The organism is Allobosea sp., assembly GCF_036675845.1.
In the GTDB taxonomy this organism is placed as follows: domain Bacteria; phylum Pseudomonadota; class Alphaproteobacteria; order Rhizobiales; family Beijerinckiaceae; genus Allobosea.
The window spans coordinates 1-12775 of the sequence record NZ_JAKFED010000073.1 but is presented as its reverse complement, the minus strand read 5'-3'; the positions used below and the strand labels follow the sequence as shown (position 1 = coordinate 12775).

Sequence of the window (12775 nt, the reverse complement as noted above, 5' to 3'; positions counted from 1 at the left end):
TGGCGCAGCTCGGCACGAGCAGCTGGATCATCGTGCTGATGGTCGCCGCCCTTTCCGTCTGGCGGGCGCCGGATCCGGAGGCTTCGCTGCGGGGGCTGCTGCTGGCCGCCTTCGCGCTGGTGGTGGTGGTCGGGATCCTGGTTCTGCCCAGAAGCGAGCGCGATTTCGCCAGCGCGGCGGCGAGCGCGGCGCTCATGGTGCTGTTGCTGGTCTACGCCGCCATCCTGCTCGCGCCGCAACTGGCGATCCATGGCGCCGAGGGCGTCGAGGGTGGCCATGCCGGCGACTGGCGCGGCCATCTCTCGCACAAGAACTACGCCGCGCCGGTGTTCTCGATCCTGACCATGCTCGGCATCTATTGCTGGCGCATGGGCTTGAGGCTGCGCGGCTTCGCGATCATCTGCCTCGGCACGATCTTCGTCCTGAACAGCGGCTCGAAGACGACGATGGGCTTCCTGCCGGTGGCGATCGGGCTCGTCCTGCTCGGCCGCGCCCTCGGCCGGCCGCGCCTGATCCTGGCGCTGCATGGCGTGCTGGTGCTGCTCGTCGCGGCCCTGACGGTCGGCACCGTGCTGTCGCCGACGCTGCTGCGCCTGGCGAGCGCCGTGATCGCGGACCCGACCTTCACCGGCCGCGACGAGATCTGGCGTTTCGCCAGCGCCCATATCGGGGAGAAGCCCTGGCTCGGCCATGGCTATCTCGGCTTCTGGCAGACCCCCGTAGTCACCACGCTGGAGGAGAATTTCGAGGCGAGCTGGGATATTCGCGGCATCGGCTCGGGCCATAACAGCTATCTCGACGCGATGCTGATGTTCGGGATTCCGGGCGCGGTCCTGACGATCTACTGCCTGATGGTGCTGCCGCTGAGGAACTATGTCCGGGCCGACCGGGACCCGGCCCGCCGGAGGCTGGCCGACCTGTTCGCGATGATCGTCATCTTCATGACCTATGTCGGCATGCTGGAATCGTTCTTCCTCAATCGCGCCGACCCGCTCTGGATCCTGTTCGCGCTCGCGGTGCTGGGGCTGGAATTCGCCAGCCGCCTGCCGACAAGGCGGCTCTGATACCAACGGCCCTTGAATTTGCCCCTTGCGCGGGCCCTGCCGTCATTGCGAGGAGCGAAGCGACGAAGCAATCCAGGGGCCGCCTTGCGAGCCCTCCTGGATTGCTTCGCTTGCGCTCGCAATGACGGAGAGGGTACGGCTCCGGTCAACCGCGAAGACCATTGGTATGAGGCGCGAAAATCCTCAGCGCGTCGGGATTGCCGCCGGCTCTTCCCCCAGCGGGCGCGGCGCCGGCTTCGGCCGGTCGCCGAGGACATAGCGCTTCACCTTGAGGAAGGGCTTCTCGATGACCAGCCAGGAGAACAGGGCGAAGCCGACCACCAGCGGGGTGGAGACCAGGAAAAGCAGCAGCCCATCGCCCTGGAGGAAGCCGAGCTTGGCGATCAGCGCCTGCTGGATCGGGAAGCCGTAGAGATAGATGCCGTAGGAGACGTCGAGCTTGCGGATCGAGTCGGGCAGCCGGAGCGGCAGCAGCCCGACATAGACGACGCAATAGGTCAGGAAGGGCGCAACCAGAAAGGCGAGCTCGCGTTCCTGCGACATCAGGAAAAGCGCAGCGCCGAGCGAACCGAGAAACAGCAGCCAATGCATCTTCAGATGCTCGCGCCACTGGAAATAGCTGCAGCCGACGAGGAAATAGAAGACCACCACCGTCCAGTGGTAGTTGCCCTCCGTGACGCCGAAGCCGAGTTGATAGGCCGCCGCCGTCGCGGCGATCGTCAGGGCGGTGACCAGCGCAGTGAAGAGCGACCGGTTCCGGACGATCCCGAAATAGATCATCAGGGCCATCAGGATATAGCAGTAGAACTCCGGCTTGAGGGTCCAGAGGTTCTGGTTGACCGTGTCCGGCAGCGGGTTGGTCTCGAAGACACCGGGCAGTTCGAAGCGGATCCGGCCGACGACATTGCCGAAATATTCGAGGAAGCGGATGTCGCGGAAATAATCGGCCAGCAGATAGGTGGTGAAGATCGGGCCGAGCACCAGGGCCGACAGCGTCACCTCGACGAAGAGCGCCGGGACGATCCGGATGAAGCGCAAGGTGATGAAGGGCTTGACCGCGCCGGTCCTGAGCGCGCTGCCCGTCACCAGGAAACCGCTGAGCGCGAAGAAGGCCGGAACCAGGCTGAGCCGGAACAAGCCCTGCAGGCCGACCCAGTCATTGCTGGTATCCATCCCGGCGACCCAGCCGGAATGGGCGCCGAGGATCAGCAGCGACAGGCCGAGCCGCAGCGCGTTGAAGCCGGGGCCCTCGCCATTGTTCGCCTCGAGGATGTCCCCTGCGCTGGGAGCGGCCTGGTAGAAGCTGAACATGCGCCACATGACCAATTCTAGCGACAGCCCGGGTTGGTAGGCTGGCGTCAGGTCATGCTCTTGCGCAAATTGCCTTTCAACGGTCGAGCAGGATTAACCTTACTGCGAACGCTCCAAATTGCTCGACTCGCGGCCTGTAAAATCGCGGTACGGGCCCTTGCGAGGAGGTCGTCCCGCCCGCGCAGATCGGCAGGTCGAGCCGACCGGCGCGGCTCCGAAGGATCGCTGACTGGCATGCCCAAAGCCCGCGAGGTGATCCAGCGCAGGGCGTCAAAGCACTTCGCAGGAGGCATGCTGCAGCGTCGGATGCGAGAAGCGGGTTTCCACCTGGCGCCCGCGCGACCAGCCTTCATAGACGCTGAACCCCGGCTTCAGGCGCCATTCCACCGATATGCTGCAGGCGTTCCTGCCGTCCGTTCGCAGCCAGATGGCAAAGGTGTGCGATGGCCGCGCCGCCACCCGTACCAGCGTGTTCTGGTTGACGACCTTCCATTGCGCGGCGAAGCGGCCACCGAGCTCGTCCCCGAGGCCCGCCTCCCTTTCACGCGTCATCGTGTTGCGGCGCCGGCCACCACCGGTCCGGGTGAATGCCTCGGTGACCTTGCCCTTGTCGCTGAGGGTGACAAGGAAGGTCGACTGGACCGACCGGGCCCTTTCGACGGGCTCGATCTCGTGGGTCACCCAGGACAGGGAGAGGCGGAAGCGCGCTTCCGCATTGGCTGCGGCGGGAAAGGCCAGGGCCAGGAGCAGGGAAGTGGGAAGAAGCGAGCCAGCGAAGCGCATGATGCATTGCTCCGATGCTGCTGATCCGACGCGGCGTTCACTCGCAGAACTATTGGCCGTTGAAGTTGAAGCCGCCGGGGGCGCGTTAGAGGTCACAGCACTTCGCATTTCGCGGAAGGCCAAGTCGGCTCGGCGAACTTGCGATACCGGCTACGTCCCGATCCCCAGCTCTCGTATACGGTAAAGCCTGGCTTCAGGCGCCATTCGAGGGAGGCCGTGCAGGACCGGTCGCCCTGGGTACGCAGCCAGATGGCGAAGGTATGAGAGGGGCAGCCGGTCAGCCGGACCAGCGTGTTCTCGTTGACGACCTTCCATTGATTGAGCGCGCGTCCCCCGTCGACTTCGCCGAGTTGGGCCTCGCGGGATTGGCTGCTTGGTCCAGCTCGCCTTATCGCCGGATGCCGTTCGATGACCTCGCGCACCTTTTTGTCGGCTCCGAGCGTTACAAGGTAGGTGAAATGCAAATTCCGCACCCGTTCTTCCGGTTCGATCTCGGTATCGATCCAGAATACGGCCAACCGGAATTTTGCTTCCGCATGGGCTGCGGCAGGAAAGCTCAAAGCCAGGAGCAGCGAGGCCGGAAGGAGCGAACTGGCGAGGCGCATAGAGTTCTCTCCTTGTTACCCGTCTGAGGTCAGGTTCACTCGCAGAAGGACTGGCCGTTGAAGCTGAAGCAGCGGCCGGCCCGCGGCGCCGGGGCGCGCGGCTTCTGGCGCGGCTCGACCGGCTGCGCCACCCGCTTCGGCTTCGGCGCGACGCAATCGCCGTCGGCATCCAGCCTCTGGCCGCGAGGGCAGGCCTTGGCGACGCAGGCGCCGTTGCGCTCGACCTGCCGCGACGAGCACGAGAGCGGGCAGATGCGCCCGGTCTGCCGCTTGAGGAGGTCGAGGAACTCGGCGCTGGGGGCGTCCGGCGGGCTGACCCGTGCCAGGCGCGCGAATTCCTGCACCGCCCGGCTTGTCGGCCGGCTCGACCAGTCGCCCTCGGGCTTGCCGCGATAGCAGCCGACCCGGCCAAGCTCGAGATTGATCGTCTTCGTCAGCGCGGCGAGGTCGAGCTGGACGGAGGGCCGGGCAACCGGCGCCGCGGAACCGTCGCTCGGCAGGCCGGCGACCTGCACCGGCGCGCCCGCGGCTGCATTTTCGCGCCCGGCAGCGGCCGCGGCCTCGCGTTCGACGCGCTGCAATTCCTCTGCCGCCCGCCGGCGCTCGGCCTCGAGCTGCGTGACCAGCCGCGCCCGGTCGCGCTCGACGGCCTGCCGGATCGCCGCTTCGGCCTTGAAGCGTTCCGCGAGCTCGGCGGAGGCGCGGCGGTTCTCCTCTTCCAGCGTGGCAAGCCTTGCAGCGATTCGGCGTTCCTCCTCCTGCTTCTGGCGGTTCGCATCGGCCTCGGCGGCCTTCAGCCGGTCGCTCTGGGCGGCGGAAAGCCTGTCGCGCTCGCGTGCCTGGCTTTCGCGCTCCCTGTCGTCGCGGGCACGGCGGGCCTGTTCCTCGGCGCGGGCCGCGAGCTCGGCCTGGACCTTGCGGTTCTCGGCCTCGAGCTCGGCGAGGCGCTGGTCGAGGCGGCGGCGCTGTTCGGCCTGCTGCCGGCCGGCTTCCTCCTCCGCCTTGCGCCGGGTTTCGGCCTGTGCCGCGGCAAGCCGGTCGCGCTCGGCCTTTTCGGCGGCCAGGCGCTGGGCCTCGGCCTGCCGGGCCGTCTCCGCCGCCTGTGCCGCCCGGCGTCGCTCCTCCTCGTAGCCTGCGAGCTGCCTGCGCAGCGTCTCCTCGCGCTGGGCTCGCTCGATGGTGTCGATGCGCGCCCTGGCGGCGTCGGCGAGATAGCTCTTGGGGAAGCGATCGAGGAAGCCATGCAGGGCCGGGGCATCGGTGCTCTCGCGCACCTTGGTCCAGGCTTGGAGGTCCGTCTCGCTGCGGTTGAAGTAGAAGTCGCCGAGAAGGGATAGCGAGAGCTCCGGCGTCTGCCGGCCCTTGGTGCGCTGGTTCACGCTGACCGCGACGCGCCGGAACATCTGGCCGATCTCGAGGCCCGGTTCGGAGAGATGCTCGAGCATGGCGGCGCTGAACGGGCTGTTGCGGCCGGTTCCGTCAGCCGCCACGTCGTTGGCCTGCGTGGCGTAGGCGACGACCATGCCCGTGCTCTGAGCCATGCGTGCGAGGCCGCGACCGATCGAGCTGTCGCGGCTGCGCCCGGAACTGGCGATCCGGTCGGCGAGCGGATTGTTGCGGCAGGCGTCGAGGATGAGGATGCGGATGCCTTTGGCGTTCTGCAGCGCATCGATGACGTCAGCGACACGGGTCGTCTCGTAGGGGATGGCGAACTCGTCGCTGGGGGCGGCGTCGACCGGCAGCAGGAAGTTCTCGCCGCGGAACTGCAGGCCGTGGCCGGCATAGAAGACCAGCGCCGCGTCGGCGCCGTCGGCGGCACGCGCGAAGCGGCCGAGTGCCTCGCCCATGGCGCGGCGGTCGAGGTCCCGGCCCTCGATGACGTCGAAGCCGACGGCCCTGAGGGCCGCGGCCATGTCCTGCGCATCATTGCCAGGGTTCGGCAGGGCGGGGGCGGCGCGATAGGCGGCATTGCCGACGACCAGCGCGACGCGGCGCTCTTTCGGCTCATTGGCAAGGGGCGCGCTCAGCGAGCCTGCGAAGACCAGCATGAGCGCGATGAGCCGCAGGAGATGCAGGGAAGTCTGCACTGTCGCGTTTCCAGTCCAGGCCGCTTGACAGGCGAGTATACGGACACGCGCTATGCTTGCCAGTGGCAATTCCGACTGGTTACGACCGAGCTGCGGCGAGCATCGCGGCAGTCGCTCCGGCATTTGCCGCCGCTGGCGGCTGGCTCCCGCAGTCCCGGCGGAGCTTGCGACTCAGCCCATCGTCGCCTTCACCGTCTCGACCAGCTGCTTCATCGTGAAGGGCTTGGGCAGGAAGTGGAATTCCTCGCCCTCGGGCAGGTTCTTGCGGAAGGCTTCCTCTGCGTAGCCGGAGACGAATACGACCTTGGTTTCCGGATTGCGCTGGCGCAGTTCGCCGAGCAGGGTCGGGCCGTCCATCTCGGGCATGACGACGTCGGAGATGACGAGGTCGATCTTGCCCTCGTGCCGGAGGAAGATGTCGAGCGCCTCGACGCCCGAGGCGGCTTCGTGGACGGTGTAGCCACGCGAGATCAGCATGCGGGCGTTGAGTGCGCGCACCGCGTCCTCGTCCTCGACCAGGAGGATGACGCCGGCGCCGGTATGGTCGGCCGCGACCTTCTTCGGCGCCTCGCGCGCCGCGGCCTCGGCGGCGATATCCTCCTCGGTCGGGATATAGCGCGGCAGGAAGATGCGGAAATTCGTGCCGCGGCCGAGGACCGAGTCGCAGAAGACGAAGCCGCCGGTCTGCTTGACGATGCCATAGACCATGGAAAGGCCGAGCCCGGTGCCCTTGCCGACTTCCTTGGTGGTGAAGAAGGGCTCGAAGATCTTCTCCAGATGCTCCTGCGGGATGCCGGTGCCGCTGTCCTCGACCTCGAGCAGCACGTAATCGGCCTCGGGGAGGGCGGCGTGGCCGAGCTCGGCGACGTCGGCGGCGGCGAGATTGCGGGTGCGGACCTGAAGCTTGCCGCCGTCCTGCATGGCGTCGCGGGCGTTGACGGCGAGGTTGACGACGACCTGCTCGAGCTGGCCGAGATCGGCCTTGACCGGCCAGAGGTCGCGGCCCTGGCGGACATCGAGCGTGATCTTGTCGGCAACGACGCGCTTCAGCATCAGCGAGAGATCGGAGAGCACGTCGCCGAGCGCCAGCACCTGCGGGCGCAGCGTCTGCCGGCGCGAGAAGGCCAGGAGCTGGCGCACCAGCGAGGCCGCCCGGTAGGCGTTCTGCTTGATCTGCATGATGTCCGGGAAGGACGGATCGGTCGGCTTATGGCTGGCGAGCAGGAATTCGGAGGCGTTGATGATGACCTGCAGCACGTTGTTGAAATCGTGCGCGATGCCGCCGGCGAGCTGGCCGACCGCCTGCATCTTGCCGGCCTGGTCCATATTGTCCTTGAGCTTGCGCTCGGCGGTGGTCTCCAGCGCATAGACGATGGCGCGCTCGCCATCGGCATCCTCCGTCGCCGGCACGGGCGAGAAATAGAGCCGGGCCGAGCGGCCGTCCTCGCCGGAGAGGCCGAGGTCGAGCGGGGCGATCTCGCCCTTGCCGGCGAGCGCCGCCTCGAAGGACTGGGCCAGCGAGCCGTTGCCGTTGACCAGCTCCTGGATCGTCGCCGGCTGGGCGCCGCGCGGCGTCAGCCGGGTGAAGGCGGCGTTGGAGCGCAGGATCGCGCCGTTGCGGTCGACGGTGGCGATCGCCATCGGCGTCGAGTGGAAGAAGCGGGCGAAGCGCGCCTCGGCGTCGCTGCGCGCATCGGCGCCGGCCTCGCCGGCGGCGCGGTTGAGCACCAAGGTGCGCGAGGCGCCGGCGCGGCCGTCCTGGCCGAAGGCGACCTGGTGATGCAGCCTGACCGGCAGCGACTGGCCGTTGCGGCGACGCAGGTCGACGTCGAGCACCTCGATGCGGACATCGCCGGGCTGGCCGCGAATGGCCTGGATCAGGGCGGCGGCGTTGGGCGAGGCGATGTCGTCGAGATGCAGGCCGCCGGAGCCGAAGCGGGCGAGATCGTAGTCGAGCCAGCCGGAGAGGGTGGCGTTGAGATAGGGCACCTCGCCATCGGCGTTCATCGAGAGGAAGCCGGCCGGGGCGTGGTCGAGATAGTCGATGGCGTGCTGCAGCTCCTGGAAGGCGTTCTCCTGGCGCTCGCGCTCCGGCGTCACGTCGGAGACCGCCCATAGCGAGGCGACCCGTCCGGCCCGGCTGATCGGCGAGACCCGCACGCGGTACCAGCCGACGGCGCCGCGCTCGTTCAGGGCCGGCTCGAGCCGGATCTCCTCGGAGTGCCGCCTGCCGGCGCGTGCCGCGGTCGCCAGCCGGTAGATCGCCTCCGAGACCTCGGCGCGGCCCTTGAACAGCCGCTCGACCGGGGCGATCTCGCTGGCGTTGCGGGCGCCCGCCAGCGCCAGATAGGCCTCGTTGGCATAGACGATGCGGTTGTCGCCCTCGGTGACGACGACGCCGTCATCGGCGCCGTCGACGATGATCTTGGTCAGGTCGTTGCGGGCGGCGCGGCCGGAGAACTGCACCAGCCCGATGGCGAAGGCGAACAGGCAGAACACCCCGATGACGGAGAGCAGCGCCAGCAGGCCAAGGATCAGCGGCTGGGCCCATTCATTGGCGATGAAGCCGAGCGCGATCGCGGCGCCGACGAGCAGGCCAGCCACCAGCAGGATGATGCCGACATGGCCCGGCCTGTCGGAACGATCGATCGCGGTCGTCGCCGTGCTTGCGGTCATTGCGGCAGGTCCGTTTCCTTCGATCCGCCCGCTCCATGCGGGCAGCGGGCGCGGCGATCTTGCGATCGCGCGCCAGCCCGCGAGTTAGGCGCGGCGGCGCTTCAGGCGCAAGACGTAACCGACGACTTCGGCCACCGCCTGGTAGTGTTCGACAGGAATTTCTTCGTCGATCTCGACCGTGGCGTAGAGCGCGCGGGCCAGAGGCGGGTTTTCGATGATCGGAATGTCGTGCGCGCCGGCGACCTCGCGGATCTTCAGCGCGATGGCGTCGACGCCCTTGGCGAGGCAGACCGGCGCGCCCTGGCCGGATTCGTATTGCAGCGCGACCGCGAAATGGGTCGGGTTGGTGATGATCACGGTCGCCTTGGGCACCTGCGCCATCATGCGCGAACGCGAACGCTGGGCCCGGAGCTGGCGCAGCTTCGCCTTCACCTCGGGATTGCCCTCGGTGCTCTTGTATTCGTCCTTGAGCTCCTGCTTGGTCATGCGCTGGCGCTGGTGCCAGGTGAAGCGCTGGTAGCCGAAATCGCCGATGGCGATGACGGCGAAGATCGCCAGCACCCCGGTCATCAGCTTGATCGTCAGCACCAGCACGGCCGGGAGCAGGGCGTGCACGTCCATCTGCGCGAAGCTCTGCAGCCGGTCGCGCTCGCCCCAGAGGACCATCCAGACGCCGACCCCGACGAGCATGATCTTGGCCAGGCCCTTGGCGAAGTTGAACCAGGCCTCCTTGCCGAAGACGCGCTTGGCGCCGGCCATCGGCGAGATCCGGTCGAGTTTCGGCATCAACGGCTCGGTGGTCCAGAGCGGCTTGTGCTGGATCAGCGCGCCGGCGAGCGCCGCCACGAGGATGAAGCCGAGCGGCAGGCTGAGGGCTGCAAAGCCGGTCATCACGCCCTTGCTGGTGACGTGGAAGAGCGCGTCGCCGCCGGAAGGCACCTGATGCGCGTTCATCAGGAAGGCGCGCAGCTGCAGCGTCGCCTCGCGGGCGGCGGAGCCTGCGGCGACGAGCAGCGCCAGGGTGAAGCCGCAGAGCACGAAGAAGGTGCCGATCTCCTGCGAGCGGGCGACATCGCCCTTCTCGACCGCCTGTTCGAGCTTTCGCTGGGTCGGCTCCTCTGTGCGGTCGTCGTTCTCGGCTTCCTCTGACATCGAGCCCTCCGTTCAGAGGCCGGTGAGCTGGCGCAGGAAGGCGCCGAGATCTTCGAGGAAGACGCCCATCATCACGCCGATGGCCGCCAGGAAGACCAGCATGCCGCCTAGGATCGAGGCCGGGATCGCCAGGAAGAAGACCTGCATCTGCGGCATCAGGCGCGCCAGCACGCCGAGTCCGAGATTGAACAGCAGGCCGAAGGCGATGAAGGGCGCCGAGATCTGCACCGCCAGCGCGAAGCCCTGCGTCATCGCCTTGACCGCCAGCGCGAGCACGTCGCCGACATCGGGGAAGCCGCCGGGCGGCAGCACCCGGTAGCTCTCATGGATCGCGACCAGCGCGACATGGTGCAGGTCGGAGGCGAGGATCAGCGTGATGCCGAGCATCGAGAGCAGGTTGCCGATCGAGGGGTTCTGCATGCCCCCGGTCGGATCGACGGTCATGGCGAAGCCGAGCCCCATGGTCTGGGCGACGATCAGGCCGGCGGTCTGCAGCGCCCCCATCAGCAGCCGCACGCAGGCGCCGATCGCAAGCCCGATCAGGATCTCGCTGATCAGCAGGCCGCCGAGCCCGGCGGGGTCGGTCGGCACGGTGATCACGCCGCGCGCCATCGGCATGATGACCAGGGCGACGAAGAAGGCGAGCGAGAGTCGGGCGCGGGACAGGATGAAGCGCTCGCCGATGCCCGGCATCAGCATCACCAGCGTACCGACGCGCGCGAAGACCAGCACGAACAGGGCGCTGATCTCCGGCAGGATGGCGATCTGCATCGGGCGGTCCAGATTCCCGCGCCAGCGATTGCGGCTGCCCGGGCTCGGCCCTGCGAGGCCGCGACAGGCAGGCGCGAGGGTCATTCGCCCGTGGCGATTCGGACGGCGACCCTGCCCATATAGCCTGCCAGCGCGTCGCCCATGAACGGCAAAAACAGCAGCATCGCCGCGAAGACGGCGATGATCTTCGGGACGTAGACCAGGGTCTGCTCCTGGATCTGGGTCAGCGCCTGGAAAAGCGAGACGACAAGGCCGACGCCGAGGGCGATCAGCATCAGCGGCGCGCCGGCCTTGAGGAAGACGACGATGCCGTCGCGGGCGACGTCGAGGATGGCTCCGGAGGTCATTAGGCTGGTTCCGCTGTTGGTGTCTGGGCGAGGGCGCGGCCGTCAGACCGGCATCCGCATGATTTCCTCATAGGCGGCGATGACCCGGTCGCGGACCGCGACGAGGGTCTCGATCGCCGCCTCGCTCTCGGCCACCGCGGTGACGACATCGACGATGTCGGAGCGGCCGGCCGCGACATTGGCGGCTTGCACATCGGCGGCGCGCGCGGTCTGGGCCGTCGATTCGAGCGCCTTGCCGACGAGCGAGGAGAAGTCCGGCATGCCGGCGGCGGCGCCACCGGCTCCGGCGATGCCGGCAGGCTTCTTCAGCAAGCCGCTCGCGCCGATGCCCTGCATCGAGGCGTAGGCGCCGGCGGCGAAACTGGAGGTGGTCATGGCTGGCGTTCCGCTTCGGCTTCAGGGTCTAGACGCGCAGGATGTCGATGGTGCGCTGGAGCATCCGGCGCGTCGACGAGATCACGTTGAGATTGGCCTCGTAGCTGCGCTGGGCCTCGCGCATGTCCATGCTCTCGATCAGCGAATTGACGTTGGGCATCCGGACCTGGCCGGTGGCGTCGGCGGCCGGATGGCCGGGGTCGTGCTTGCTCCGGAAGGCGCTGCGGTCGCGCTCGACCCGGCCGAGCTCGACCACCTGGGCGTCGAGCTCGCGGTCGAGCTTGCCCTGGAAGGTGACGATCTTGCGGCGATAGGGCTCGGCGCCGGCGCGCTCGGGGGTCGAGTCGGCATTGGCGAGGTTCTCGGCGATGACGCGCATGCGCCCGGCCTGGCTCCGCAGGCCCGATGCCGCCACCGCGATGCTCTTGAGCAGGTCCATGATGCGTCTCCTCAGAGGCTCTGCCAGCGGCCCGGTTCAGCGGCCCTTGCCGATGGCGATCTTCATCAGCCCGAGGCCCTTGCTGTAGAGCGAGGCGGCGAGCTGGTAGTCGGACTGGTTCTGGGCGACCTTCAGCATCTCGTCCTCGAGGTTGACGCTGTTGCCGCTCGGCGTGGTCTCGAAGCGCTTGGGATCGCGCGGGCCGAAGCCGTTGACCTGCCCGGAGGGACCGAGATGGAGCGGCGAGGTCTGCGCCAGCACGACGCTGCCGCCCGCCGGGGAGGGCGCCTTCAGGTCATGCGGCTTGAAGCGCGGCGTGTCGGCGTTGGAGACGTTCTCGGCGAGCAGCTTCTGGCGGCTCTGATGCCAGTGCATGCGCGTCTTGAGGGCGCTCATCAGGCTGAGGCCGTTGTTCGACATGGCTCCGATCTCCGGCTCCCGGGGGCGCGCGGCTCCTGCGCGGCACTGGGAAAATATTGCCGGGTGCATGGTTAACGCCGCGTTAAGATCGGCGAATGGTGACAATCGGGTTAACCATCCGGTAACCATGTCTCCCGAATTGGCGGGCGTTATGGTATAGCCGTCAGGTTCATCCGCAGGCAGCTTCTAGAATGAGGCCGCTTGTGGCTGTCGCGTCGCTTCATGAGGCAAACCTTGCAGACTTTGTTTGGCTTCGAACTCTCGACCGGCCTGCGCTGGATCATCGCCTTCGCGATCGTGCTGGTGCTGGTGGCGCTTTTCGCCTTCCTGCTGCGGCGGATCACCGGTGGACGGCTCAGGTTCAAGGGGCAGGGCAGCGGCCGCACGCGCCAGCCAAGGCTCGGTGTCGTCGACATCCACGACCTCGACCGGCAGCGCCAGCTCATCCTGGTGCGGCGCGACAATGTCGAGCATCTGGTGATGATCGGCGGCGCTTCCGACGTCGTGATCGAGACCAACATCATGCGCAGCGGGGCGCGCGTCGCGGCACCGCTGCCGAGCGAAGGGGCGCCCGAGCGTCCGCTGGCGCTCGAGCCGCTGACGCTGCCGGAGCTGCCGCTGCGCGGCGAGAGCGCGGAAGAGCCGCGCCGGGCCCCGCCATTGCCAGAGGCCGTGCCGGTGCCGCCGATGCCGGCGCCTCCCGCCCCTCCGCTGCGTCAGCAGCAGCCCTTGTCACCGCCCTCGC

General features: G+C 68.0%; 12 protein-coding genes and 1 pseudogene. 2 read left to right on the top strand and 11 right to left on the bottom strand.

Going from position 1 to position 12775, the window contains the following annotated elements; genetic code table 11:
• Positions 1-1064: O-antigen ligase family protein (locus tag V6M56_RS08665; RefSeq protein WP_332682903.1), on the top strand; the 1064-nt coding region annotated here is incomplete at its 5' end.
• 183 nt (positions 1065-1247) lie between these two features.
• Here the strand turns inward: V6M56_RS08665 and V6M56_RS08660 are convergent.
• The 11 genes from V6M56_RS08660 to flgB form a co-directional block, all read right to left on the bottom strand.
• Positions 1248-2384, bottom strand: a complete 1137-nt coding sequence (locus tag V6M56_RS08660; protein ID WP_332682901.1) for an acyltransferase family protein — start codon at positions 2382-2384, stop codon at positions 1248-1250.
• A gap of 261 nt (positions 2385-2645) precedes the next feature.
• Positions 2646-3158 (bottom strand): hypothetical protein, encoded by a 513-nt coding sequence (locus V6M56_RS08655; RefSeq protein ID WP_332682899.1) that lies wholly within the window; start codon positions 3156-3158, stop codon positions 2646-2648.
• Positions 3159-3250: 92 nt separating this feature from the next.
• Entirely contained in the window at positions 3251-3763 is a 513-nt protein-coding gene (locus tag V6M56_RS08650) for a hypothetical protein (protein WP_332682898.1), read from the bottom strand.
• 35 nt (positions 3764-3798) lie between these two features.
• Entirely contained in the window at positions 3799-5850 is a 2052-nt protein-coding gene (locus tag V6M56_RS08645; RefSeq protein ID WP_332682896.1) for a caspase family protein, read from the bottom strand.
• A 171-nt stretch (positions 5851-6021) separates the two neighbouring features.
• The gene (cckA, locus tag V6M56_RS08640; RefSeq protein WP_332682893.1) at positions 6022-8526 is read right to left on the bottom strand and encodes a cell cycle histidine kinase CckA; all 2505 of its coding nucleotides are present in this window, start codon (positions 8524-8526) and stop codon (positions 6022-6024) included.
• An 84-nt stretch (positions 8527-8610) separates the two neighbouring features.
• On the bottom strand, positions 8611-9678 hold the full coding sequence (gene flhB / locus V6M56_RS08635) for a flagellar biosynthesis protein FlhB (RefSeq protein WP_332682891.1): 1068 nt from the start codon (positions 9676-9678) through the stop codon (positions 8611-8613).
• Between the two features lie 12 nt (positions 9679-9690).
• The gene (gene fliR, locus V6M56_RS08630; protein WP_332682890.1) at positions 9691-10449 is read right to left on the bottom strand and encodes a flagellar biosynthetic protein FliR; all 759 of its coding nucleotides are present in this window, start codon (positions 10447-10449) and stop codon (positions 9691-9693) included.
• Between the two features lie 80 nt (positions 10450-10529).
• On the bottom strand, positions 10530-10796 hold the full coding sequence (gene fliQ, locus V6M56_RS08625) for a flagellar biosynthesis protein FliQ (protein WP_332682889.1): 267 nt from the start codon (positions 10794-10796) through the stop codon (positions 10530-10532).
• A gap of 42 nt (positions 10797-10838) precedes the next feature.
• Positions 10839-11171 (bottom strand): flagellar hook-basal body complex protein FliE, encoded by a 333-nt coding sequence (locus V6M56_RS08620; RefSeq protein WP_332682888.1) that lies wholly within the window; start codon positions 11169-11171, stop codon positions 10839-10841.
• Positions 11172-11199: 28 nt separating this feature from the next.
• The gene (gene flgC, locus V6M56_RS08615; protein ID WP_332682886.1) at positions 11200-11610 is read right to left on the bottom strand and encodes a flagellar basal body rod protein FlgC; all 411 of its coding nucleotides are present in this window, start codon (positions 11608-11610) and stop codon (positions 11200-11202) included.
• 36 nt (positions 11611-11646) lie between these two features.
• Positions 11647-12030 carry a flagellar basal body rod protein FlgB gene (gene flgB / locus V6M56_RS08610; RefSeq protein WP_332682883.1) on the bottom strand — a complete coding sequence of 128 codons (384 nt, stop codon included), beginning with the start codon at positions 12028-12030 and terminating at the stop codon, positions 11647-11649.
• Positions 12031-12264: 234 nt separating this feature from the next.
• Here flgB and V6M56_RS08605 point away from each other — a divergent pair.
• A pseudogene (locus V6M56_RS08605) lies at positions 12265-12775 on the top strand (hypothetical protein); the annotation flags it as partial.

Bases quoted from the DNA above. Each gene is read 5' to 3' on its own strand.
- V6M56_RS08660 (WP_332682901.1), bottom strand. From the start codon at position 2,384: ATGTGGCGCATGTTCAGCTTCTACCAGGCCGCTCCCAGCGCAGGGGAC.
- V6M56_RS08655 (WP_332682899.1), bottom strand. From the start codon at position 3,158: ATGCGCTTCGCTGGCTCGCTTCTTCCCACTTCCCTGCTCCTGGCCCTG.
- V6M56_RS08650 (WP_332682898.1), bottom strand. From the start codon at position 3,763: ATGCGCCTCGCCAGTTCGCTCCTTCCGGCCTCGCTGCTCCTGGCTTTG.
- cckA (WP_332682893.1), bottom strand. From the start codon at position 8,526: ATGACCGCAAGCACGGCGACGACCGCGATCGATCGTTCCGACAGGCCG.
- flhB (WP_332682891.1), bottom strand. From the start codon at position 9,678: ATGTCAGAGGAAGCCGAGAACGACGACCGCACAGAGGAGCCGACCCAG.
- fliR (WP_332682890.1), bottom strand. From the start codon at position 10,449: ATGCAGATCGCCATCCTGCCGGAGATCAGCGCCCTGTTCGTGCTGGTC.
- fliQ (WP_332682889.1), bottom strand. From the start codon at position 10,796: ATGACCTCCGGAGCCATCCTCGACGTCGCCCGCGACGGCATCGTCGTC.
- V6M56_RS08620 (WP_332682888.1), bottom strand. From the start codon at position 11,171: ATGACCACCTCCAGTTTCGCCGCCGGCGCCTACGCCTCGATGCAGGGC.
- flgC (WP_332682886.1), bottom strand. From the start codon at position 11,610: ATGGACCTGCTCAAGAGCATCGCGGTGGCGGCATCGGGCCTGCGGAGC.
- flgB (WP_332682883.1), bottom strand. From the start codon at position 12,030: ATGTCGAACAACGGCCTCAGCCTGATGAGCGCCCTCAAGACGCGCATG.